General features: G+C 54.8%; 17 protein-coding genes. 15 read left to right on the forward strand and 2 right to left on the reverse strand.

The window, feature by feature from the left end; all coding sequences use genetic code 11:
* Nucleotides 1-3 precede the first annotated feature (3 nt).
* Nucleotides 4-1,104 (forward strand): ADP-ribosylglycohydrolase family protein, encoded by a 1,101-nt coding sequence (locus QC823_RS05735; RefSeq protein ID WP_309655396.1) that lies wholly within the window; start codon nucleotides 4-6, stop codon nucleotides 1,102-1,104.
* On the opposite strand, the gene ovoA is transcribed toward QC823_RS05735, so the two are convergent.
* Entirely contained in the window at nucleotides 1,079-3,220 is a 2,142-nt protein-coding gene (gene ovoA / locus QC823_RS05740) for a 5-histidylcysteine sulfoxide synthase (protein ID WP_309655397.1), read from the reverse strand. The genes QC823_RS05735 and ovoA overlap by 26 nt on opposite strands.
* An 804-nt stretch (nucleotides 3,221-4,024) precedes the next feature.
* Between ovoA and iscB the strand changes: the two genes are divergently transcribed.
* The 11 genes from iscB to QC823_RS05795 all read left to right on the forward strand — a co-directional run bounded on the left by iscB (nucleotide 4,025) and on the right by QC823_RS05795 (nucleotide 19,480).
* Nucleotides 4,025-5,392 carry an RNA-guided endonuclease IscB gene (gene iscB, locus QC823_RS05745; protein WP_309655398.1) on the forward strand — a complete coding sequence of 456 codons (1,368 nt, stop codon included), beginning with the start codon at nucleotides 4,025-4,027 and terminating at the stop codon, nucleotides 5,390-5,392.
* Nucleotides 5,393-5,464: 72 nt separating this feature from the next.
* Nucleotides 5,465-7,435, forward strand: a complete 1,971-nt coding sequence (locus QC823_RS05750) for a methyl-accepting chemotaxis protein (RefSeq protein WP_309655399.1) — start codon at nucleotides 5,465-5,467, stop codon at nucleotides 7,433-7,435.
* Nucleotides 7,435-8,526: a chemotaxis-specific protein-glutamate methyltransferase CheB gene (gene cheB, locus QC823_RS05755; RefSeq protein ID WP_309655400.1), complete on the forward strand. Its 1,092-nt coding sequence runs from the start codon at nucleotides 7,435-7,437 to the stop codon at nucleotides 8,524-8,526. The genes QC823_RS05750 and cheB overlap by 1 nt, the downstream gene beginning before the upstream one ends.
* The gene (locus QC823_RS05760) at nucleotides 8,523-10,013 is read left to right on the forward strand and encodes a CheR family methyltransferase (protein ID WP_309655401.1); all 1,491 of its coding nucleotides are present in this window, start codon (nucleotides 8,523-8,525) and stop codon (nucleotides 10,011-10,013) included. Before cheB ends, QC823_RS05760 begins: the two co-directional genes overlap by 4 nt.
* Before the next feature lie 30 nt (nucleotides 10,014-10,043).
* The gene (locus QC823_RS05765) at nucleotides 10,044-12,143 is read left to right on the forward strand and encodes a hybrid sensor histidine kinase/response regulator (RefSeq protein WP_309655402.1); all 2,100 of its coding nucleotides are present in this window, start codon (nucleotides 10,044-10,046) and stop codon (nucleotides 12,141-12,143) included.
* 33 nt (nucleotides 12,144-12,176) lie between these two features.
* The gene (locus QC823_RS05770; protein WP_309655403.1) at nucleotides 12,177-12,536 is read left to right on the forward strand and encodes a response regulator; all 360 of its coding nucleotides are present in this window, start codon (nucleotides 12,177-12,179) and stop codon (nucleotides 12,534-12,536) included.
* A gap of 26 nt (nucleotides 12,537-12,562) precedes the next feature.
* The gene (locus tag QC823_RS05775) at nucleotides 12,563-14,254 is read left to right on the forward strand and encodes a diguanylate cyclase (protein ID WP_309655404.1); all 1,692 of its coding nucleotides are present in this window, start codon (nucleotides 12,563-12,565) and stop codon (nucleotides 14,252-14,254) included.
* Nucleotides 14,251-14,766: a chemotaxis protein CheW gene (locus QC823_RS05780; RefSeq protein ID WP_309655405.1), complete on the forward strand. Its 516-nt coding sequence runs from the start codon at nucleotides 14,251-14,253 to the stop codon at nucleotides 14,764-14,766. Before QC823_RS05775 ends, QC823_RS05780 begins: the two co-directional genes overlap by 4 nt.
* On the forward strand, nucleotides 14,763-15,110 hold the full coding sequence (locus tag QC823_RS05785) for a hypothetical protein (RefSeq protein WP_309655406.1): 348 nt from the start codon (nucleotides 14,763-14,765) through the stop codon (nucleotides 15,108-15,110). The genes QC823_RS05780 and QC823_RS05785 overlap by 4 nt, the downstream gene beginning before the upstream one ends.
* A 267-nt stretch (nucleotides 15,111-15,377) precedes the next feature.
* Nucleotides 15,378-16,436 carry an efflux RND transporter periplasmic adaptor subunit gene (locus QC823_RS05790; protein ID WP_309655407.1) on the forward strand — a complete coding sequence of 353 codons (1,059 nt, stop codon included), beginning with the start codon at nucleotides 15,378-15,380 and terminating at the stop codon, nucleotides 16,434-16,436.
* Nucleotides 16,433-19,480, forward strand: coding sequence for an efflux RND transporter permease subunit (locus QC823_RS05795; protein WP_309655408.1), 3,048 nt, complete (start codon nucleotides 16,433-16,435; stop codon nucleotides 19,478-19,480). Before QC823_RS05790 ends, QC823_RS05795 begins: the two co-directional genes overlap by 4 nt.
* A gap of 57 nt (nucleotides 19,481-19,537) precedes the next feature.
* Here the strand turns inward: QC823_RS05795 and QC823_RS05800 are convergent, their stop codons facing one another.
* Nucleotides 19,538-20,425, reverse strand: a complete 888-nt coding sequence (locus tag QC823_RS05800) for a LysR family transcriptional regulator (protein WP_309655409.1) — start codon at nucleotides 20,423-20,425, stop codon at nucleotides 19,538-19,540.
* Nucleotides 20,426-20,555: 130 nt separating this feature from the next.
* On the opposite strand from QC823_RS05800, the gene QC823_RS05805 reads away from it, so the two are divergent.
* The 3 genes from QC823_RS05805 to QC823_RS05815 are packed head-to-tail and all read left to right on the forward strand — an operon-like array spanning nucleotide 20,556 to nucleotide 24,509.
* Nucleotides 20,556-21,881 (forward strand): proton-conducting transporter transmembrane domain-containing protein, encoded by a 1,326-nt coding sequence (locus QC823_RS05805; RefSeq protein ID WP_309655410.1) that lies wholly within the window; start codon nucleotides 20,556-20,558, stop codon nucleotides 21,879-21,881.
* Nucleotides 21,841-22,152 (forward strand): hypothetical protein, encoded by a 312-nt coding sequence (locus QC823_RS05810; protein WP_309655411.1) that lies wholly within the window; start codon nucleotides 21,841-21,843, stop codon nucleotides 22,150-22,152. Before QC823_RS05805 ends, QC823_RS05810 begins: the two co-directional genes overlap by 41 nt.
* Nucleotides 22,149-24,509, forward strand: coding sequence for a putative inorganic carbon transporter subunit DabA (locus QC823_RS05815; RefSeq protein WP_309655412.1), 2,361 nt, complete (start codon nucleotides 22,149-22,151; stop codon nucleotides 24,507-24,509). Before QC823_RS05810 ends, QC823_RS05815 begins: the two co-directional genes overlap by 4 nt.
* Nucleotides 24,510-24,530: the final 21 nt, after the last annotated feature.

Raw genomic sequence — 24,530 nt, forward strand, 5'->3', positions numbered from 1 at the left:
GCCATGACCGACCCTGTCACATCCAGAGCGCTTGCGGCGCTAAAAAACCTATTTATCGGCGATGCATTGGCCATGCCGGTTCATTGGTTCTACAACGTGCATGATATTGATCGCGCGTTTCCCGACGGAATCAACGCGTTTGAAGCGCCGCCTGAGTTCCATCCAACATCAATTATGTCGATGCACTCCACCCGAGGCGGTGGCCGTAAACGCAGTAATGGCCATGCAGATCGCGAAGTTGTGGGTGATGTCATACTCAAAGGCAAACAGTCATTTTGGAACCGCCCAAACGTGCACTATCACCAAGGCATGGCCCCTGGGGACAACACGCTCAATGCCTATTGTGCATTAACGCTGATGGCGACCATGGCAAAGACCAACCAGCATTATGATGCCGATGCCTTTTTAGATGCCTATATTCAGTTGATGACAGCAGAAATCCCGGCCCACCCAGACACCTATGCAGAATCTTACCATCGCGGCTTTTTCGCTAATCTGGACAAAGGGCTGCCTCCCAAACGGTGCGCTGCGGTCACGCATGATACGCCGTCTATCGGCGGTTTAGTCACCATTGGCCCACTGGCCATTGGTGAACGCTTAAAAGGGCGTTCATTGGCAGAGACGCGCAGCGTATGCCGACAACATTTAGCCCTTACTCACCCCGATGAATCGCTTGCCAACGTTTGCGATGCCTACGTTGAACTGATCGACGCATTGTTGTTTCGTGATGAAAATACCGACGTGCAGGCTCTGCTGCTTCAGGCAACAAGGGGGCTATCAAAGCGCGATTTGAACAAATTGGTGGAAAGTGAGCGGCCCGCGCGGGACGTCATCGGCAGGGTGCTATCCCCGGCATGCTATATTTCTGATGCATGGCCAGCGGTGCTGTACCTTGCCTGTAAGCATCATCAAGACCCTTTAACGGCCTTGCAGATAAATGCAGGGGTGGGCGGTGATAATGTGCACCGCGGCGCTGTGTTAGGTGTCTTGTTGGGATTAATCAACGCAGTGGTCGACGAAGGTCTGTTCGCCCGGTTAACCGCACATCATACGATTAACCGGGCCATAGACGAGTTGGTTAAGAGCGACGCTCCCACAGCGTGACTTCCGAGAGGCTATGCTGATACTTATGCATCGTCTCACGGATGACAAACGGCACTTTTTCAGGCTCGCTAATCATACGGAAGTGCGGCTCAAGCAACTCTTTGAGACCTTCCAATGTGGTCACGTTTTCACCGTTTTTCTTGAACCCGCCAATCCACTCTTCTTTCGGGGTATATTCCTCCAACCACGTATAAGGCGACGCGATCATCAAAATGCCACCGGCATTAATTCGTTGATGAATGTTTTGTAAAAACTGTGAAGGCTTATACAACCGGTCGATCAAGTTGGCCGCCATCACTAAGTCATAGTCATTGAACTGGGGCTTAAGGTTGCACGCATCCCCCTGGTGGAAGCTGACACGGCTTGCGCACTCTTCCAGTCCCAGACTTGCCAACGTACGTTCTTGGTAACTGACCAACTCGCCTTCTTCGGTGCGGGTATAGCGCAGCACTTTTTGCTCCGCCATTTCAACGCCCTGGCGAATGAAGTTGGCGGAGAAATCAACCCCGTCCACGTGCTCAAACTCACGGGCCAGTTCAAAACTGCCGCGACCACTGGCACAGCCCAAATCCAACGCGCGTTTCTTCGGTTTGTCCGCCATGCAGGCCAGCGCCTTGTTAGCCAGGGTCTTCGGAAAGTTGGCAACGTCGAACCACTTATCACCGTAATGAAACTCGGCGTATTCAGCCATACGGGCATCGCTTTCATAGTAGGCGCTGGGCGGCTTGACCTCCGTATCCGATACCACATAGCGAAAGCCAGCATGTTGGAAAAAATGACGTCGAAACGCGTAGCGGGCACTGAGGCGCGTCTCGTTACCACAAGAAATCCAAGAGCCGCCTTTAATCAGGTTATGCTGATTATCAAACGTTGGCGTGGTGAAATCGTCGTATAGCGGGTGTACATCAAACCCTGGGAACGGATACGTCGGCGTTTCCATCCATTGCCACACATTGCCCACCACATCGAACCACTGGCCATGCTGGAACCGTGTAACCGGGCAAGGGGAAGCCCCGTGGTCAAGCTGCAAGTTGGCGTTGGCTGGGGCGTTATTTTCAAGTTCTGTGACACCTGCTTCGTCCGCCAAACGGTGCCATTCGTCTTCGGTCGGCATACGTACCGGCTGGCCGATTTGCTCGCTCTTCCAGTTGCAAAATGCTTTCGCTTCGTGGAAGTTCACCTCAACAGGCCAGTCCCAAGGCATTTCCACTTCTTCGGTCATTAAACGCAGGTGCCATGAGTTTTTCCACACCCAAAACGTGGGATGCGTTGCGTTGGCAAAATTCCGCCACCCCAGTCCTTCTTCCGACCAGAAAGTGTCATTCAAGTAGCCACCGGCTTCAACAAATTCCAGAAACTCGCTATTACTTACCAAAAACTGGCTGGCTTTAAACTCGTCAACGTCAGCGCGGTGATGGCCATATTCGTTGTCCCAGCCGTACCATGGGTCATCAAACGGCTTACCCAACACCACTTCGCCTTTGGGAACGGTGATCAGCGTATTCTCAGGAGGTTCGCCGGTCACGCGAATAGGCGCCCAAGCGGGTTGTGGTGTCACCAGGTGAAGTAGTTGCTGGCGGATCAGTACGGAAGACGTTTCCAAGTGGATACGCTCATGCTCGATACCCATGACAATGGGCCAGAACGGGCTATCCCAACCAATAGGCAGCGAGATCGGTAAGTCGCGGATTAGCGCAAGCACTGCGTCACGTACCTTGCCACGATACGTCATGACCTCATCGACGGACGGCCATTCATAATGGTCGTCGTTAAGGTCGTCCCAGCTCATTTCATCGACGCCCACGGCAAAAATAGCCTCCATATTGGGGTCGATACGCGTAGGCAAGAGCTTCGCCAGCACCAGCTTGTTAACAAAGAACGTAGCGGTATGACCGAGATAGAAGATCAATGGGTGTCTAAGAGATATGGACTTGCGAAGGTAGGCTTCCTCATTCGCTAGCGTGGTAAACAGCGACTCGTAGCGGTCGAAGGTAGCGATGAAATACGCCTCAATCTCTCGACGCGTTGCTTCGGGATCGTTCCCAGTCAGCATCACGGTGCGGGGAAAAAGTTCGCTCGATTCCTGCAGTTCAGCGAGGGGAGTAGTGAAAGTCATCTCTAAGAGCACCTTTTTATCTTTAGAACCGAATGTTTTATTAAGTTTTCACTGAAGTAGTGGCTTGAAAAGGCATCGACGTTAGCGGGCTGCTTTTTTACCGTGACTGAACCTTATGCGCACTAAAATTATAATAGAACAATAAAAACCAAAAAGTCATACAAAATCTATATATTGTTGTACAAAATTTTCATGATCGTTAAAGGAACCGCCTCGTTTATTGGCCGGAAAAGGCCTTCTGGTAGGGCTTTGTCTATTAGGAATTCGGCTGTCATCACAGCATGGGTTGTGGTTTTCGCTTTTTTAAAACATACGTTCAAACATAGCCAAACCAGTATCTAGGTCGCTATAAGGTAGCTTTCTGTTCGTCCTCAAATTCTCATTCTGAACTCGGTCCGCGTATTGAAATACTGTAGATTGTTGCTGGATGAGCCAATGCCCATTTCATATTGTTCGTATAATTAATTAGTATCAGTGTATCAAAGATAATAAGCACAACCTTTGCTAATAACCGGTCAACTACTCGGGGCTAAAGCCTCCGAGCTTGTGACATCACAAGTTCGCACGGTTGACCAGGGAAAGCGGTACCCAGCCCGCTACGTGCTACATAGGGTAAAGACCCACTCCGAGGTGCTTCACTCAGCTTCGGACTCTGGAACGAACCATCATGCTGGCGTAGGAGTAAGCATCGAAGGTGGCAAGGCGGCGCAAAGCCAATCCGGTGTAGCACATTCTCGAGGGGAGACAGGGCGTAAGCCCCGCGACACTAGGCCCGTAAGGGCATTAACATAGGAGAAAATCGCTATGGCGGTTTTCGTACTAAGCAAACACAAGCGGCCGTTGATGCCATGTAGCGAAAAACGCGCGCGGTTACTGCTTCAGCGCGGTCGCGCCGTGGTGCATAAACGCTATCCGTTCACCGTTCGGCTCAAAGATCGCGTGGGCGGCGACACGCAACCGCTGCGCTTAAAACTCGATCCGGGCAGCCAAACCACCGGCTTGGCCGTGGTACGTGAGGCCGATAATGGGCAGCATGTGTTGTGCCTATTTGAGTTGGTGCATCGAGGCTTCCAGATTAAAAAAGCGTTGCAACAACGCGCGTCTTTTCGGCGTCGTCGCCGTAGCCAAAACCTGCGCCACCGTGCTCCACGCTTCGATAACCGCACCAAGCCCAAGGGCTGGCTGGCGCCTAGCTTGCAGCACCGCGTTGATACGGTGATGGCGTGGGTGGATCGGTTATGCAAGCTAGCGCCGATCACCGCACTCGATCAAGAGTTGGTGCGCTTTGATACCCAAAAGCTGGCAAACCCCGAGATAATCGGCATCGAGTACCAGCAAGGCACCTTATTGGGTTATGAGGTGCGTGAATACCTGCTGGAAAAGTGGGGTCGCGAGTGTGCCTACTGCGGCGCCACCGACACCCCGCTGGAAGTCGAGCATATCGTAGCGCGCAGTCGAGGCGGTTCTAATCGTGTCAGTAACTTGACCCTAAGTTGCCACGGCTGCAACACCGAGAAAGATCGCCAGCCGCTTGCCGACTTTTTCGCGACCAGCAAAGGACTCAAGAAGCGCCTGAAAAAATGCGGCCACACTGCTGAGGCACGGCTTGAGCGGGTGCAGTGCCAGCAACAACGTCCGTTGCGGGATGCCAGCGCGGTCAATGCGACACGATGGGCATTGTTTAACGCCCTTAAAGCCACCGGCTTGCCGGTCGCCGTGGGCACGGGCGGGCGCACCAAATACAACCGCCAACGCCTCGGCATCCCCAAAACCCATGCCCTGGACGCGGCCTGTGTCGGCCCACTCGATGCCCTGCACGACTGGCAGGTGCCGACATTAACGATCAAAGCCACCGGGCGAGGCAGTTATCAGCGCACACGGCTCGATAAGTTCGGCTTTCGCCGGGGCGTTTTAATGCGGCAAAAGCAGGTACACGGCTTCCAGACCGGCGATATGGTCAACGCCATCGTGCCCACCGGCAAGAAAATCGGTACCCATACGGGCCGTGTCGCGGTGCGTAAAACCGGAAGCTTTAACATCCAGACCGAAAACGGTGTCGTAGACGGTGTTTCGTATAAATATTGCACGATTATTCAGCGAGGCGATGGCTATGGCTATCACCTCTTACCTTCCACCAACCTAAAAGGAGAGGCGGGACAGGCGGTGGCGTAATCCAGGTCGTGCTGCGCACGACGCGCTATCCCTCCCGGCGCTAAAAGCACCGGGTTCCCCGCGCAAAATCTGATGGAGCCTTCAAAAACTGCAGCATCCGTCCGATTCCGTGGCTGGCAGACATTGTCTTTGCAAAGAAAATTTCTTGTATCGGTTTCGGCGCTGATGCTGGTGGCTTTGGCTTTGCTGAGCCTTCTTGCGGGTCAACTGCTGACCAAGGAAGTGGATCAGGCGGTAGCCAGTGAAATGCACAACACCCTGCAAATAGCCCAATCCCAGTCCCATGAATGGCTTATTGGCAAAGAGGATCAGTTACAGGCGCTGGCGCGGCATTTGCCGGGTGAACCGGAGAGTCGGGAAGTGTGGGAAGACTTTCTGACAATGGCCAAAGAAGCTCAGGGGTTTGATCTGGTGCATATCGGCACGGCGGATGGCCAGGTGATTCAATCGCAGCCCCCTATTGAATTGCCACCGGGAGCTGACCCGAGAACCCGCCCCTGGTTTATTGAGGCGGAGGAAAAAAATGATCTGATCCTTACGCCCGTTTATGTGGACCTATTGACCGGGGATCTGACCATGACCCTGGCCATCCCCCTTAAACAGAATCCTAACCATATTCTGGGAGGGGATCTCCACATTTCAGCGATGGTTGATGAGCTTTTGCAGCAGGAAATGCGCTGGAATAGCCAGTTATTAATGCTGGACGCAGAAGGCCGCGTACTGGCGCACGCTAACCCCGAGCTTCTCCAGAAAGAGTTGCAGGAAGTGGTGCCCGATTTTCAGCAGGGGCTGGAAGGTATCCAGTCGGTTACCTTTGAGGGGCAGCGCTGGCTCTCCTCTACGGTTAGCGTGCCGGAGACCGGCTGGCAGTTTCTGTTGCTGGTCGATGCTCAGGAAGTAAACGCCGTTTCCCTTGAACTTTTAACGCTGCTGGGTGGCCTGGCCCTTCTGGTGACGCTAGGCAGTGGTTTGCTAGTCTACTGGCTGGCTTTGACGCTGACCCGCCCCTTGCAGCATTTCCAACAGCAGTTAGAGAGTATTACGCAGACTTTGAATCTGGAACAACGACTGGATGTACCCAAGCAAAAAGAATGGCAACACGTAGCCAACCAGACCAATCGCTTGCTGGAAAGAATTGAAACGGTGGTTAAAAGCGTCGTTCATAGTTCCTCTCAGCTCAATGCTTCGGCTCGCAATCTGACTTACACGGCTGGACTAGTAAACCGCAACAGTGATTTACAGGATGAAGTCAGCCAATCCATGGCCGCAGCGGTGGAAGAAATGTCTTCTTCGGTGGCAGAAATCACTTCGACCATGGAAGAGCTTTCCACTTCTTCGACACAGATTGCCGATTACTCCCAGTCCGTGGTGGAAGTGGCCAACCTCACCCTGGATAACAGCCGAAAGGGTGTGGATGCCATGCAGCAGTTGCAAAATCGCATGGGTGATATCTACACGGACAATCAGCAGAGCTTGGAAGAAATCATGGAATTGGGTGCTAAATCCAAGCAGATCAGCAAGGTTATGGATCTGATCAATAATCTTGCCGATCAGACGAAATTGATTGCCTTCAATGCCGCTCTGGAAGCTTCCAGTGCCGGTGAATCGGGTAAGCGCTTCTCCGTGGTGGCAAGTGAAATTCGCCGCCTGGCCGACAGCGTGACCGATTCCACGCGGGAAATCGAAGACCGCATCCAGGAAATCCAAGATTCCATCAGCCGCCTGGTAATCACCTCAGAGAAAGGCTCAAACTCTATTCAAGCCGGATTGGACGTCAGTTCCAGCACTGCTGAAGACCTCAATGACCTGCTGGACGCTGCTAGCCAGACCAGTCGTGCCGCTGAGCAGATATCCCTGTCCACTAAGCAGCAGAAAACAGCTAGCAGCCAGGTGGTGGTGGCGCTACGCGATATTGCTTCAGCCAGTTCTCACAATGCCCAGTCAGTACGCGCCATTACTGAAATTAGTGAAGATATGTTGACCATGTCCCGCAGTTTGATGGATCTGGTGCAGGAATTCCGTACAAGCGGAGACCAGCAGTAGTGAACACAAACAGGGCTTATCGGGTATTGGTTGCTGATGATAGTGCCATGGCCCGAGCCTTACTTCGGGAGCTGCTGGAGCAGGATGGCATGGAGGTCATTGCGGAAGCGCGAAATGGCAAGGAAGCCGTTGAACTAACCCGTCAGCACCGCCCTGACTTGGTTACCATGGATCTGCAGATGCCTGTGATGGGGGGTATGCAGGCCATTGAAGAAATCATGCACGAAAAAGCTGTGCCTATTTTGGTGGTAAGCAGCGAGTCCGACGCCGAAAAGGCCTGCGAAGCGCTGGATCTTGGAGCACTGGAGGTAATTTCCAAGCCTGACTATACTGCGCCTCAAGCCACCGAGTTTGTCCGCAAGGTGCGCCTGCTAGCCGGGGTCCCGGTGATTACCCGGCTCAGGCGTAGAGTCGTTGCACCAGAGGCACCCGCTAAGTCTCTTCCTTTTTATTGGCCGCCCTCCGCACAGTTCAAGGTCCGTAATTACCAGCAGGTTTTTGCCCTGGCCTCATCAACCGGAGGCCCTCAGGCGCTTGCGCGCTTATTGCCGCGCCTGGACGCCACGTTTCCAGCACCGATTCTACTGGCTCAACATATGTGTGACGGTTTTGTGGAGGGCATGGCCCAATGGCTATCAGGGCTTTGTAAACTCAAGGTTAAGGTGGCGCAAGAGGGGGAATTGCTCAAGCCAGGCTGTGTTTATGTCTCGCCTTCGGAAACCCATCTCACCGTAACCCCTAACCATCGTATTGCTTTGCAGGCCAGAGCGCAGGGAGATATTTACCGACCCAGTTGTGACCATCTGTTGACGTCTCTGGCCGACGTTTACGGCAAGGATGCGATCGGTGTGATTCTGACAGGAATGGGTCGGGATGGAGCCGCCGGCATGCTGAAAATACGTGAAAAGGGGGGAGTAGGACTAGCTCAGAATGAAGCCAGCTCGGTTATCTACGGCATGAACCAGGAAGCGGTGAAGCTGGGAGGGGTGCATTGTGAGTTGCCACTAGATGTCCTGGCTGGGGAAATGGAGCGCATTCTGGAATTGACCCCGGTCGGTTATCTGGCTGCCTGGGCACGGAGGCAGTCATGAGTGATGAGCTTTGGCCTTTCAAGGACCTGATCAAAAATCATTGTGGTCTACTTTTGGAAGGTATTGCTGAAGACCGTCTGCACAAAACACTGCAGATGGCGGCACGGGTTGAGGGAAAAAGCCTGAAGGCTTTGTTACCGGTTTTGCAAAAAAATAAGGAGCTGGTTAAAGATCTGGTCGACCAGCTGACAGTCAATGAAACCTATTTCTTTCGAGAAAATGCCCAGATAGAGCTTTTAACCCATCAGCTACTGCCGCGTTTACGCAAGTTGCAGGGTAAAAATCGGCCTCTGAAAATTCTGAGTGCCGGTTGTTCTTCCGGTGAGGAGCCCTACAGCGTAGTGATTGCCCTTGAAGAGGCTTGGGGTGCTAATGCAGCGAAACTTTTCCAAGTTGAAGGAGGCGACTTGGATCGACAAATACTTCATAAGGCCCGAAAGGGGGCTTATTCTCCTTTTTCCTTTCGTGGGGTTCCTGAGGCGCTGCGCCTGCGCTACTTTGAAACGGTAGGCTCATATTTTCAGCTAAAACCCGAATGGCGTCATCGCGTGGCTTTTCATGAACTTAATCTTCTGGATGCTTACTATCCTCCAGCCCTCAAAGACTTAGATGTTGTTTTTTTCCGCAATGTGTCCATTTATTTTGATATCGAAACGCGCCTTAAAATCCAGAAGAAACTGGCTGAAATTCTTAAACCTGACGGTTTTCTCATCGTAGGCAGCTCAGAAACGCTGGCTAATGATTTAGGCGTTTTTACTCTGGTTGAAGAGCAGGGGCTTTATTATTTTGTGAAGGGCAAGGCCCTCTTGCCCGTCTCTCACTCCACTCTCATGCCCGGTAAAGCCGAGAAGCGTGATGCCATCACGCGATCTACTCCAATGCCCGCTAGGCCTACAGTGGTGCCCCTCAAGCAGCCACTACGCGAGGTAAAAAGCACGACCGTCCTCGCGCAATCCTTCTGTATTAAAGATATTGTTCAGCTTATGCTGAACCAGGAAAATAGCCTGGCCAGCAAACAGCTGGAGTATCTTTTGGCTGCGGATAAAAACCTGCGTGAAGCCCGGCTGCTCAAGGCCTGGTTGCTGGGCAATCGCAAGGAGTTCGACGCCGCTCTGACCCTGCTTAAAGAACAGCTGCACGAAGAGCCCTGGTGGCTGGACGCGCTCGTTCTTCAGGGATTGTTGTACAAGTGGCAGGTGCAACTTGAAGATGCGGAAAAAGCGTTTAGAAAAGCGGTGTATATAAAGCCTAATTGCTGGCCTGCGCATTATTATCTGGCTGAGATTTATCGCCAGACCGAGCAGGATGCCCTAGCTTTACGAACTTATAAATCCGCTTGGCGGTGCCTGCAAGGACAGGCAGTTGCTTCTACGGGCCTTGAGCTTTTGCCTTTGCATCTACCTAGGTCAGATTTACTGTTTTTGATTGAGCATCAGTTGATCCGCCTCAAGCAAAAGCTGGTTGTCAGCGAACAGGGTAGGAAGTAAAGCATGGTACTGGATATTACGCGTTTTGTTGTGCGCTTCATTGATGAAGCTAGAGAACACCTGCTTCAACTTAATGAAGGCGTTGCGTTGCTAGAACAAGGGCAGGCCGATATTGAACAAGTGAACAGTCTGTTTCGCTCTGCGCATACCCTCAAGGGTTCATCCCGCATGCTCAAGCTGGCCCCAATCACCGACACGGCCCATGCCCTGGAAGACCTGTTGAGTGCCCTGCGTGATGATAAGTTGTCGTTTGATGCAGGTCAGCATTCCGACCTGCTTTACCAGGCGATTGATAGCTTGACCCATCAGGTTGATCAGCTTGCTGAACATCAGGAGCCGGCCCGTCTGTCAGCTAAAGATGCATCTCTATGCCAGGCTTTAACGCGGGCAGCAGAAGGTCGGCAAAAAGCTACTTTTCTTCCCGAAGCGTCGCCTTCCACACCCGAACCGATAAATCGAGAAAGACCGGTTCAAGAAGTCAGCCTTAAAACCAATGACAGCGTGCGCATTAAGCTTTCCCGTCTGGATGATTTAATTAAGTTGATGGGTGAGGTGGTCTCCAGCCATGCCCATATGCGTGAACTGGCCAAGGATTCTCGGCAGCTCAAGCGGGGAGTCAGCCAGATAGCCCCCAAGTTGACGAACGCCTTGGATATGTTCAGTCGCGAGCTGCGTGCTGGCGTGCAGATCCAAGAGTCGCTAATACAGGAATTGCATGACAAGGCCATGCAGTTGCGAATGCTACCCCTATCCACCATTTTTGACTCTGCCGGCCGTTTGGTTCGAGAGATCGCTCGCTCAATGGGCAAGCAGGTTGAGTGCCGGGTGGTGGGGGCGGAAATAGAACTCGATCGTCAGATGATTGATCAACTGGCCGATCCGGTGATTCATCTGTTGCGTAATGCCCTGGACCATGGCCTGGAACCGCCCCAAGAGCGAGAGGCACAGGGCAAATCACCACAAGGCCACATTACCCTGAGCGCATGGCAGGACGGTAGCTGGGTCGTGATTGAGGTTCGTGATGATGGACGCGGCATTTCCCTGCAGGCCATTCGGGATAAAGTCCAGCAAAAAAACTTGATGACCGAGGAGCAGTTAAACGCCTTGAGTGATCAGGACGTCATGAATCTGATTTTTCTGCCCGGCTTTTCCACGAGTGCCATGATTACCGAAATCTCCGGTCGGGGAGTAGGCATGGATGTGGTTAAAAGCTCTGTGGTAGATAATCTTCAAGGCTCCCTCAACGTCCACAGCCGCCTCGGCCAGGGCAGCCGTTTCAGCCTGCGCTTGCCGCTGTCACTGGCCCTTATGCGAGTTTTGCTGGTAAAGGTAAAAGGCCAGACGCTGGGTTTCACCGCCCAACACATCAGTGAGTTGGTGAGAGTCAAGCGCGGTGCCATGATGAAAGTGGCCGAACGTGATGCCATTACCCTGCGTAATGAGTTTGTTCCCGTTCTGACGTTAAGTGAATTGATACACTTGCCTGATAAGCCGGAAAAAATAAAAAAAACAGCCGATGAGCTGTTGTTGTTGGTAGTTCAAGTACAGCATGAAAAGCTGGCCCTGGTGGTGGATGAGTTAATTGAAGAGCGAGACCTAGTCATCAAACAGCTTCCTGGGCATCTGCGCCAGCAGCCTTTAATCTCAGGCATGGTGACCATGGGGCATAATGAGCTAGTCAGCCTTTTGCATGTTCCTCACTTGTTGGAACGCTCACGTAAGGCAAAAATCACGGGCGGGGTTCAGACCCAATCTGGGCGGCAGGCGAGCAGGGTGCTCGTAGTTGATGATTCCCTGAATACGCGTGAAATCGAAAAGGATGTGCTGGAAGCCTATGGTTATCAGGTCACGTTAGCTGAGAATGGTCAGGATGGCTTAGAAAAAGCGTTGTTGGAAGACTTTGACGCCGTGCTAACTGACGTAGAAATGCCGGTCATGGATGGGTTTGCCCTGACAGCTCACTTACGCGACCAGGAAAACTATAAGAATCGCCCCATCATCATCATTACCTCACGTGAAAAGGAAAGTGATCGTCGCAGAGGTCTGGAGGTGGGAGCTGATGCCTATATCGTTAAAGGCAGCTTTGATCAAAACAGCCTGGTAGAAACCCTGAAACTTTTGCTGGACTAAACGCTTTTTAAAAAAGAAAAGGTGGAGAAAAAAATGCAAGTGTTGGTAGTGGATGATGATGCTCTGTCTGGGGAAATGGTAGCTGCTGTGCTAGAGGCGCAGGGGTATCAACCGGTTATTGCTGACAGTGCTGTGGATGGCATGGCGCAGTTAAACGCCCACCCCGAAATCCGATTGATCATTAGCGATATGAATATGCCGTTAATCAATGGCATTGAGTTTTTCCGTGAGCTCCGTGACCAAGGAAGTTCCCTGCCTTTTATTCTTCTGAGCGGTGATGACCCTGTAACGGCTCGCCAGCAGGAAAGTGGTCTAAGTGCCTGTATTATGAAAGACTTCAGTCTTGATGAAAGCCTGCCCAGCATAGTTCGTGATGTCCTAGACGCTCAGTAATCAATGTTAATTCAGCGGAGTCATTAATGAGTTCAACGCCATCCACTTTGCAGGAAAAAATTGCCAGACTTCGAACAAGCTTTATTGCCCAGCTACCCAAGCGCTTGGAAGAAGCTCAGCACCAACTGGCTCTATTTCAGGCCGATCCCTGCATGAATAGGGTGGCTGTTGTTGAGCTGTACCGAACATTCCATAGCCTCAAAGGCACGGGCTATTCTTTTGGCTTTAACGAACTCGCTGATATCGCGGGCGAGGCAGAAAGCTACATACAGAAGATGCTGAATCTCGTGGATGAGAGTGTGTCAGCGGATTGGGCCGATCAGGTTATCGCCTTATTGCAAAAGCTGTCGTCTCAGGCGCAAACCTTGGCTTGTACCGATTTACTCGATGATCACTCCTTGCTAACACCCTCATTTAAAATGAATGAGGAGCAACAGGCTCAGCCGGATGCACTAATAAAACAGAAACTGATTTATATCTGTGATGACGAATTGGAACAGGTGTCCCATTTAAGTTGCCAACTACGTTGTTTTGGTTACCAGGTTGAGTTTTTTACCGAAACGGAAGCCTTTGACGAGGCTGTCGTTCTGAAACGGCCGGATGCGGTTATCATGGATGTCCATTTCCCTCAGGGAAGAACCGCTGGCACTGATGCCTTGGCCCAAATCCAGAAGGTAACCGGCCAGCATTTGCCAGCCATTGTACTTTCGGGCTTTGATAATTTCGAAGCCCGTTTAAGTGCGGTCCGTGCGGGGTGTCAATCGTATTTCACTAAGCCTGCGAAACCCTTGGCGTTGGCTACGGCTCTAGACGACATCACGAACGACGATCCCTTTGAGCCGTACCGGATTCTGATTGTCGATGATGAGCCGGAAGTGGCCCAGTACCACAGCCTGATACTAGAAAATGCGGGCATGCGGGTGTATCAGCTCTCCGAGCCTGCCAATGTGTTGGCTGCTTTGCAGGAGTTTCGGCCTGATCTGGTGCTGTTGGATGTTTATATGCCTGAATGCACCGGCTTGGAATTATCCACCTTGATTCGGCAGTTGCCGGAGTATCTCAGCCTGCCGATTGTGTACTTATCCAGCGAAACCGATCGTCAAAAGCAATTCTCGGCCATGCAAGTGGGTGTTGAAGGCTTCATCACCAAACCGGTTATCCCTGACGAGCTGGTCGCTGCGGTGGCTCTTCGCGCTGAAAGAATGCGCGCTTTGCGCTCGCTGATGATCCGGGATAGCCTCACTGGGCTTTACAATCACACCACTACAACGGAGCTGATCGAAGCCGCCTTGTCACAGGCCAAGCGCAAACAGGAAACCCTGTGCATGGTGATGCTGGACCTGGATAGCTTTAAGCAGGTCAACGACACCTACGGGCATGTTGTTGGGGATCAGGTGCTTCTGGCTATTTCCAGAATTTTACGCCACCGCCTGCGCCTCAACGATATTGTGGGTCGTTACGGCGGGGAAGAATTTGCCATCCTTCTCAAAGATATTACTCCCGAGGTGGCGATAAACTTGATCAATCAGTTACGAGAAGACTTTTCTACCATACGCTTCAGCTCTGATGACCGAGAATTTACTTGCTCTTTTAGCGCTGGCATCAGTAGTTTCCCAAACCATACCCGTGCCGAAGACCTTCGTATAGCCGCAGACAAAGCGCTTTATCGAGCCAAGGATAAAGGTCGCAATCAAGTCGTGCTGGATGACGGCTTATGAGTACGACCAATGCTGATCAACTCCTCGCGCTAAAGCAGGAGGCGGCCAACGCTGTAGTGGATGTTAACGAACCTACTGTAAAGCTTGTGATTTTTGCACTAAGCGACAGGTTTTTTGCCTTCCGTGGCGAGTTTGTGAAAGAGGTATTGCCTGGTGATGAACGACTGTTTTACGTGCCGGGAATGCCTTCCTCTGTGCAGGGTGTGATCAATGTTCGGGGCGATATAGAGTCCGTTATTTTGCTGAACGCTCTGCTGCATCTCCACGAGCCTGAAAAAGTGGTCTCTGGCTCTATTCTGCTGGCAAAAGCCAGCGGCATGCGCAGTGGAATCCGAGTGGATGAACTTCTGGACGTTGCGGATTTACCGCTCAGTCAATTACAGCATCCACCGGAGAGCTTACCTGAAGCCTTACGGCCTTATGTGGCGGCCCTGGTAGATTTTTCCGGAAAACCGATAGCCCTGCTGGATATTGAAAAAGTGTTTGTCGATTATCAGGCAGGACTAGGATGATTACTCGGCCAGATCTGAACCAGTTGAGTTTGCCATTGGTACTGATATATCAAAGCCAACACATCCTGGCTTTGGAATCTCGCTGGGTGCTGGGTTGTCATGCCTTTAATGGTGGACAGCGAATGACACTGCAAAATGCTGCCGGTATTCGCTATTTGCATTTTTGCGGTGACGTCGAATTTATTGAGCTGCCTGCGCCTCAACTCCATCCTTTACCCGCCCTAATGTTCGCCCGTAAAACTTGGTCTGCTGTAAAGGCCCTGGTGGAATATCGGGGTCAGTTCTTCGTGCTGCTGGATGCCTTGCTCTTAGAAGAAGATTTGAACGGAAACTTTGTGATCTGATACCTGCTGTTAGCTTGTATTGCAATGAGGCCCGAATAATTACTTAAACCAGTCTCTATCGTTGCTGGTTGAGATCAGTTCTGAGTGATGGTGATCGCGTATTTCGGAACATGCAAGTGTGAAGCGGCTATTAGACTCAAGTGCATTATTATATATAATATATTAGTATATCCATAAATCTTTTAGGCACTATCTTCCTCGCGGAGTGATGGTTGTGCCTTCACTTTTGCGTGGCCTGAGAGACGCCATTACTGCTAAGGAAGCTAGATGCAACGCCTTGCTATATTGTTATTGCTGCTGTTAGTTGGCTGCCAAGAACAGGCACCACAAACGTCCACGGACGCAGATCCTCGTTGGGTCAAAACCGCCACGCTTGTGGCGAACTCGGCCGCAACCCTCTCGCTTACCGGCGTATTACGCGCCCGTTATGAGACGCCCCAGGCCTTCCAAGTCAGTGGTAAGGTTGCTACGCGTCATGTCGATGCCGGGCAGACGGTTCGCCAGGGGGAGGTGCTGTTTACCCTCGACCCGAGTGATCTGGAAGAAGGGCTGGCCGCCGCGCGCGCGGAATTGGCCGCGGCTGAGGCGTCGCTGGCTGTGGCCGAAGCGGACTTGTCTCGCGACCGGCAACTGCTGGAGAAAGATTACCTGAGTCGACAGGCGTTCGAACGGGCCGAACTTAGTGTGCGTGAGGCCATCACCCGCCGTGACGCAGCCAAAGCCCGGGAAGCTCAAGCCCGCAATGCTCTAGACTACGCAACTTTGCGCGCCGAGGCCGATGGCGTGTTGATCGAGGTCAGCGGTGAGCCGGGGCAGGTGGTTGGTGTCGGTCAGGCGGTGGCTAGGCTGGCGCAGGAAGGGCCGCGTGAGGTAGAGGTCAGTTTCCCGGCCCATTTACGCCCGCCGCAGACAGGCGAGCTGCGGATGGGGGAGCGGCGCATTCCGCTTACCCGTCGCGAAGTGGCGGGTGCGGCCGACCCGGCCAGTCGTACCTGGCGCGCTCGCTACCGCCTTGAAGCGCCGCTCGAGGAGCGCCGCCTGGGCGAAGTCGTACAGACCCGGTTCACCTTAGAGGAAGCCTCGTCTGAAGCACGCTTTCAGGTGCCCGTGGCAGCTTTAGACGAGCGCGGTGAGGGGCCACGGCTATGGCAGATCGTGGAGGGCCAGGCGCAGCCGCTGACGGTTTCCTTGGGGCGAATGACGCGCGAGCACGCTTGGGTCAGCGGTGAGGGACTCGAAGCAGGGCAAGCTGTGATCAGCCTGGGAACTCATCTGCTCACGCCGGGCATGGCGGTGCGACCGCTGGGTGAGGAGGGGACGCCATGAGCTTTCCCAACCTCTCTGCGTTGGCGGTGCGCGAGCGGGCTGTCACGCTGTTTTTCCTGGTGATCGCGCTGTTGGCGGGGCTGTATGCCTTTGCTTCCATGGGGCGCGCGGAAGACCCGGACTTTACGGTGCGGGTGATGATGGTGTCGGCGGTATGGCCCGGCGCCTCGCCGGCGGAGATTCAGGAAAGCGTGGTAGACCCGCTGGAGAAGCGCATCCAAGAGGTCGACGATCTCTACCGTATTGAGACGACCGTTCGCCCAGGGCGGGCTGATCTCAAGGTGGAGTTCGAGGATGATACTTCCAGCGCCGAGATCGCAGAGCGTTTTTATCAGGTGCGCCGCCGGATGCAAGACGCCGCCCCAAGACTGCCCGATGGTGTGGTCGGCCCACTGATCAACGAGGATTTCGGCGACGTCTACTTCTCGCTGGTGGCCTTGAGTGCACCGGACATGCCGATGCGCGAGCTAGTGCGTGAGGCAGAGCAAATTCGTGATCGCTTGCAGCGCGTTGAGGGAGCGAATAAAGCCCAGGTACTAGGCGAGCGTCAGGAGCGCATGCACGTCGACTTCGATCTGGCCAAGCTGCAAAGCTTGGGTATCTCACCGCAGGCAGTGTTTGCCGCCATCGAGGCGCATAACCGCCTGCTGCCCGCCGGGCGTGTCGATACGGCTGGCCCGCGCATGTACCTGCGACTTGATCACGACCTGTCTGACCCTGACGCGCTGGCCGAGGTACCCATTCGTATCGGCGAGCGGCTGATTCGTCTTGGTGACATCGCCGATATTTCCCGTGGCTATGAGGACCCCCCCAGCTATCTGGTCCGCGCCTTTGGTGAAGAGGCGCTACTGCTGGGGGTGGTAATGCAAAATGGCGTCAATGGTCTTGATTTCGGCGAGCGCCTGGACGCTTTCTGGCAGCAGGAGCGCGAGCGCTTGCCACTGGGCATGTCACTGGAGGTGATGACCAACCAAGCCGACGCCATTTCCGGGGCCGTGAACCTTTTCCAGGTGAAGTTCCTAGTGGCGGTAGTCGTCGTGATGTTAGTCACCATGCTAGCGGTGGGGTTGCGCGCTGGCATCGTGGTGGGTATCGCCATTCCGGTTACCCTGGCGCTAACCTTCGTGGTGATGTTGGCGATGGGCATCAATCTGGACCGCATTACCCTTGGCGCGCTGATCATCGCCTTGGGGCTTTTGGTCGACGATGCCATCATCGCCATCGAGATGATGATCGTAAAAATGGAGGAGGGTTGGGATCGGCTTGAAGCCGCCTCCCACGCCTGGAATGTCACTGCGGCGCCCATGTTGTTCGGTACTTTGGTCACCGTGGCGGGCTTCGTACCCATCGGCTTTGCGCAGTCGGCGGTAGGCGAATATGCCGGTAACATCTTTTGGGTGCTGGGCATCGCGCTGTTGTTGTCGTGGATTGTGGCCGTGGTGTTCACGCCGTATCTGGGGGTCAAGCTGCTGCCCGAGCAAAAGGTCGCCCATGATGGTGAACACGAGGCCTATCAGACACGTGGCTATCGGCGCCTGCGCGGGGTCATCAGTACCTGTGTGCGCTTTCGCAAGAGCGTGGTGGTGGTGACGGTGACCTTGTTGGTGGCTGCCGTGGCGGGCATGGCTGGACCGGTGGAGAAACAGTTCTTTCCCAGTTCGGACCGTCCCGAGGTGCTGGTTAGCGTCTATCATCCACAGGGCACGGCCATCGGCGCAACCGATGCGACGACACGAAAGGTCGAAGCGCTGATTGCCGAAGCCGAGGGCGTAGAATCGCTGTCCGCCTATGTAGGGGCGGGCGCGCCGCGCTTCTTTATCTCCGCCAACCCCGAACAGCCCAACCCAGCGTTTGCCAAGTTGATCGCCGTGACCGAGGGAGTTGAGGCCCGCGAGCAGCTGATCGAACGGCTCAACGGGCGTATTGCAGACGGCGCCTTCCCCGAAGCCCGGGTGCGCGTGGAGAGATTGCTGTATGGCCCGCCGGTCGATTGGCCGGTGAGCATCCGCGTACTGGGCGACGACCCCGATCGTCTGCGCGAGATAGGCCACGAAGTGCGCGAGGTGATCGCCGCGAACGCTGCCACGCGCGACCCGCACTTGGAATGGGATGAGCGGGCGCCTAGGCTGCACCTGGCGATCGACCCGCAACGGCTGCAGCTGATCGGCCTAACGCCGGATGAGGTGGCGCGCCAGCTGCAATTTCAGCTGGACGGCATGACTATCACCGAGCTGCGTGACGGCATTCGCCTAGTGCCCGCGGTGGGGCGCGGGGCCGCAAAAGACATTGCCGACCTGCAGAGTCTGGAGGTCGTGAACCGCGAGGGACGTCGGGTGCCGCTTACCCAGCTAGGCGAACTGGAAACCGTTTTCGAGGAGCCGGTGGTCAAGCGCATTGACCGTCAGCCGTTCGTGGCCGTGAATGCCGATATCGAGGGGGCTCAGCCCAACGATGTAACCCAGGAAGTCTGGGCGGCGCTGAGCGAGGTGCGTGAGCGTCTGCCAGCTGGCTATCAGCTACAGATTGGCGGCTCGGTAGAACAGTCGACCAAGGCTCAGGCCTCGATCCAGGCTCTTCAGCCGCTAATGGTGGTGCTGATGCTGATCTTCATCATGCTGCAGATGCGCTCTTTTGCCGGCACCTTTATCGTGGTCGCGACGGCCCCCTTGGGGCTGATCGGCGCGGTGGCGGCGCTGCTGCTGTTCAACCAGCCGTTTGGCTTTGTTGCGACCCTTGGGCTGATCGGCCTGGCTGGCATCCTGATGCGCAACACCCTAATCCTGACTCAGCAGGTGGCGGATAACGCCAAGGCCGAGATGTCGATGCGCGATGCCGTGGTGGAAGCTGCGGTGCAGCGTGCTCGCCCGGTGGTGCTGACCGCTCTGGCGGCAATGCTGGCATTCATTCCGCTGACCTTGGATAGCTTCTGGGGACCACTGGCCTATGTGCTGATCGGCGGCGTGGCTGTCGGCACGCTAATTACCCTGTTGTTCGTGCCAGCGCTTTATGCGCTGTTGTACCGCATCGCCGCGGGTTCTGAATAACAAAGCGCCATGTGTGGCGTGGCGGAGATACCGCCACGCTTCACATTGGCCGAGAGGCTAAACTAGCAGTGCTTCTCCAGGGCGTTTTAGCAGTGCTTTTAGGCTTGGTGATTCAAACCGTCGCTGAATGGTAATGGCATAAAACTCTTCCCAGACGCCGGGAAGCGCGCCGTAATCTTTTAGTGTGCCGTTATGCAGCTCGTCTCGCACAACTACTGGGGGCATCACGGCGATGTGTTGCGTGTCCCTGGCGAGTAGTCGCATCATGGCCATGTCGTCTACCTCGGCGGCAATTTTTGGTGAAAGCCGGTAGTGACTGCAGAGCTGGTCAAACGCATGGCGGCTAGCATTTTCAGCGCCGGGCAGAATAAAGGCATGACCGCTTAGCGCTTTCGGAAATTCTGGGAGCGGAGAAAGATCGGGCGAGGCAATCAAACTGACCGGCTGGCGTGCCAACCGCTGCGAGCGCCAAGGGTGTTCGCTATCGCCCCGCACAGGCTGGTTTGAGAGCACTACATCCAACTTATGGGCGGAAAGCCGTCGCAAAAGGTCATCCATCCCGCCGCTTTGTAGAATTAAATCTAAGTCGTCTCGGCCCAACAGTGGCCGCACAAACTCCTCTTGAAAGTTACGCGACAGCGTGGCGACAGCTCCCACCCGCACTACCTCTCGATGAGCGTGTCCACCTTCGGCAAACAACGCGCTGAGTTCCTCCCCTTGAGTGAAAATGGCGTCGGCGTAATCAAACGCAAGCCTGCCTGCTTCGGAAAGGTGGAGCTGTCGGCCCTCGCGAATAAAGAGCGCTTGGCCCAAGCGCTCTTCTAACTGGCGTATTTGCTGGGAAAGTGATGACTGCGATACGTGCAGTGCTTCGGCGGTGCGAGTCAGGTGGCCTGACTTTGCCACTTGCCAAAAATAGTAAAGGTGATGGTAGTTCAGTTTCATGGCAGGAAGATCTCTGGCAGCGTTTTGGCTATTCGTTCTTTTTTAAAGAACGATTTATCAAAAATAAACTATTTTTTATATGGTGACGAGCTAGGCATAGTCAGTGGCACACGTCTAAGGGGGAAAGGCTATGCCAAATTTCGTCGACATAATGGTGTTTTCAGTATTGGCACTGTGGTTATTGGTCCCGGTTTCGCTGTTAGTAATGGCGGGGGTGAGCGCTCGGGCCAGCACGCCCGCATCGCTCCAGCGCGCTTGGAAAATAAGCCGTTGGTTAACGGCGAGCGCTTTTGTGGCAAGCCTAGCGGTGGGCGGGCTGTTGGTGTTAGATGCGCTGGGCGTACCCACGGGCCTGCCAGAAGCTGCCCAGCCACTGGGGCTGTATCCGGATGGCTTGGCCGTGTGGATGGCGCTGCTGATTAGCTTGTTAGGCACGGTGCTGCTGCGCTTTGCAGAGGGCTACCTGAAGGGCGATCGTGGCGAGCGGCGGTTTTTGCCCTGGTGCTTGGTGGTATTAGCCAGCGTGATGCTACTGATCTTTACCCACCATTTGGTTGTAATGCTGATTGCCTGGGTGGGTGTCAGCGTGGCGTTGCATCATCTGCTCACCCTTTACCCCGAGCGTTTTGAGGCGCAGCGGGCGGCGTGGCAGAAATTTGTGGTCAGCCGCCTGGGAGACATCGCGCTAATCGTCGCGGTGATGCTTCTTTATGCCCGATTCGGTACCTTTGAATTGTCCGAGCTGTTTGCGGCCGCGGCCACGACATCAGGCGGCTGGCAGGTGGAAGCGGCATCGGTGGCACTGGCTATTGCGGCGCTGTGTAAATGCGCTCAAGTGCCGCTTCATGGTTGGCTTATCAAAGTGATGGAAGCGCCCACACCGGTCTCCGCGCTGCTACACGCCGGGGTGATTAACCTGGGTGGCTTTGTGTGGCTGCGACTTTTTCCGGTGTTTGATGGCCTTACGCTGGGGCACTACTTGCTTATTATCGTGGGTGGTTTAACCGCCTTAGTGGCGGTGATGACCATGCTGACCCAAACCTCGGTGAAGCATGCCCTGGCGTGGTCAACCTGCGCACAGATGGGCTTTATGCTGTTTGAAATTGGCGTGGGGGCGTATACCTTGGCGTTGGCCCACTTGCTGGCGCACTCCCTCTATAAAGCCCACTCCTTCTTGGCGTCGGGGCGCACCGTGCAGGCATCACGCTGCGAGCGCTTACCGCTTGCGCCGCTGCGTCAGCGTCTTTCCCTTGCCCTACCTGCTACCGCATTGGCAGCGGTGGCATTGGTGATCTGGCCGGCGCTGGTTAGTTATAACCTGCTATTGGGCGCACTATTAAGCTTGGCGATAGGCAGCACGCTACTCGGTTTGCCAGTAGGCATTGCTAAATTTAAACGGCTTGGTGCTTTTTGTCGTGGCGTTGGCTCTGGTGCCGCTGTATGCGTTGCTGCATAGCGTACTGGCCCCAGCGTTACCCAGCGCTTATGTCCCCTTAACGCCTACAGCGGGTCTACTGGGCGCGCTCGTGTTAGCAAGTCTGGTACTGGTCGCTGGCGCGGTGACGCTTTTTCCTCAAGCGGCGTGGGTGGCTCGCTGGCGTGTTCACTTTAGCCAAGGGCTTTATTTGGCCCTGCCGTTGCAGCGTGCAGTGGATTCAGTGGCCCCCGTTCGTCCTTGGAGTCGTCCTGCAGCCCCCACGTCAAGTCTTAAGGGAGAGTTATCATGAGTCAGCCAAGCGTGTTTGATACTCCTGTATCGCCTCGCCAAAACCACGACGAGTACCATGATGCGCTGAAACGGGCCACTGATGCGATTGCCCCGGTATGGCCGCTGGATCAGTGGATTGCGGTGAATCCCTGGTGGGGGCTGAAAAATCAGCCCATCGAGCAGGTAAGCCATGCGCTGAGCCGCATGGCCGGGCAGCCTATGACCATGCCCGCTGAGTTTTATCGCAAGGCTTGGGAAACGGGTCGGATTACCCCACAAGACCTGCAAGAGGCGCTTTTCCAGGGAGGTTACGCCGACAGCGAGCAGAGCTTGGTCGGCTACTTGGCATCGCCCCCTAGCCCCGTCACACCGCTACGCAGCGCTTGGGAAATGATGGAAGGTCATACTGGGTTTGATCCTCTCGCGGAGAGCTGCGCTAGTTACTTCGATCAGCATCAACAGCGCTGGGCAAACCGCTCAGCGCCTTCGTTGTATCACTTTTGGAAAACCACAGCGCAGCATGATTTGCGCTGGCCCAAAACGCAGCGCAAAGCTTTACAGGCGCTTCCAAACAACGCCACCGCCGCTATCGAGCAGATAGCAGCGGATTGGGCGCTGGCGCCCGACGTATTCGAAGTGCTGGCCCATACGTTGCTGCTACGGGTGAACGGCTGGGCCGCCTGGTGTCAAGGGATTGGCTGGCACACGCCTCATCAACAGGAAGAGGCGGGTATTACCCAGCTCGCCGCGATAGTGCTCGCGTGGGAGTGGCTAGGCGTTGCCCAACTAACCAGCACACAACAGAGCGAGTGGCGCGCCCAGTGGCAAACGGTGGATGCCGCGGTGCCCCCTCAACACAAGGCGTTATGGTGCTGGCAGCATGCATTTGAGCTGGGTTACCAGCGAGAGTTGGCCGATGTGTTGGCAGCGCCCAGCCAGTCGCCACCTTCAGCCCCGGAGGTGATGGCAGCATTCTGTATTGATGTGCGCTCAGAGCGGTTTCGTCGCCATTTAGAGCATGCAGCGCCCACGGTGACCACCCTAGGCGTGGCAGGCTTTTTCGCGATGCCCGTGGCCGACGCGGTCATCGGCCCTGAACGTGCTCAACCGCGAGTGCCAGGGCTACTGAAACCCCGTTACCGGGTGGGTTTCCCGCAGCCTCAGCAGCAGGGCGTTCAGCGTTATCAAAAAGAGAGCCTACGCCAGAGCGTGCGTCACGCAAAATACGCGCCGCTCTCCACGTTTACGCTGGTGGAGACTACCGGCATCGCCTGGGGTTGGAAGCTGATTAAAGATAGCCTGCGCAAGCAAGCGCCAATGGCGAGCTGCGATGCGCCTGCTGGGCTTTTTCATACCTACGGTGGAGAGCCTATTGCTCGTCAAGAAAAAGTGGCGCTCGCTAAAAGCCTGCTAACACTCTTAGGAACCCCAACAGCCTCGCTTCTCGTGCTCGTGGGTCACGACTCGCAAAGCGACAATAACCCGCACCATGCGGGGCTAGCCTGCGGTGCCTGTGGTGGTCAGGGCGGTGGTATGAATGCACGGGTCGCCGCTGCATTGCTAAACGACTCGGATGTTCAGCAAGCCGTTATAAAAGCAGGCGTTTCGTTACCCAGCCCGTTTTATGTGCTGGCGGCCACCCACTGCACCCTAACGGATCGAGTGCATGTTTACCGGGATGAAAAAATGCCCAAGGCATTAGAGACCGCGCTGCTTAGCTTTGAGAGTGCCGCACAAAATGCTGGAAACACTACGCGTCAAGAGCGGGCACCGGCGCTAGGCGTTAATGCGAGCGACCACACCAAACGCTTGAAAACCCTAGCCATGCGTGGGGCTGACTGGTCTCAGCCTCGGCCCGAGTGGGGGTTGGTCAACAACGCCGCGCTGATTTTAGCGCCCCGAGCGCTTACCCAGGGGAAATCGCTTGAAGGGCGCGCGTTTTTGCATGACTACCATCCCGCACAAGACCCCGACGGCAAGATTTTGGAAGGTCTGATGATGGCGCCCATGTTGGTAGCTAGCTGGATCAACCTGCAGTACTACGCCTCCACCGTAGTGCCGAAGCTGTATGGCGCAGGCAATAAACTGCTGCATTCAGTGGTAGGCGGCCATATGGGGGTGATTGAAGGCAACTCGCCACAGCTGAGGATTGGCTTACCTGAGCAGTCGCTACGTGATGGTGACAAACTGCATCACGAGCCGTTGCGCTTAACGGTCGTGATCGACGCACCCAAAGAGCGCATCGAAACCATTATCGCGCGCCAGCCGGTGGTGGCTGATTTAATCAACCACCGCTGGCTATGGTTGACCCGAATGGGCGACAAAGGATTAGAGCGTTATTCGCCAGAGGGTTGGCAGCCTATTGCCGCGGTTTGAAAGTTGACAACTCGTAGCTGG

Source organism: Vreelandella vilamensis (genome assembly GCF_031451755.1).
GTDB lineage: Bacteria > Pseudomonadota > Gammaproteobacteria > Pseudomonadales > Halomonadaceae > Vreelandella > Vreelandella vilamensis.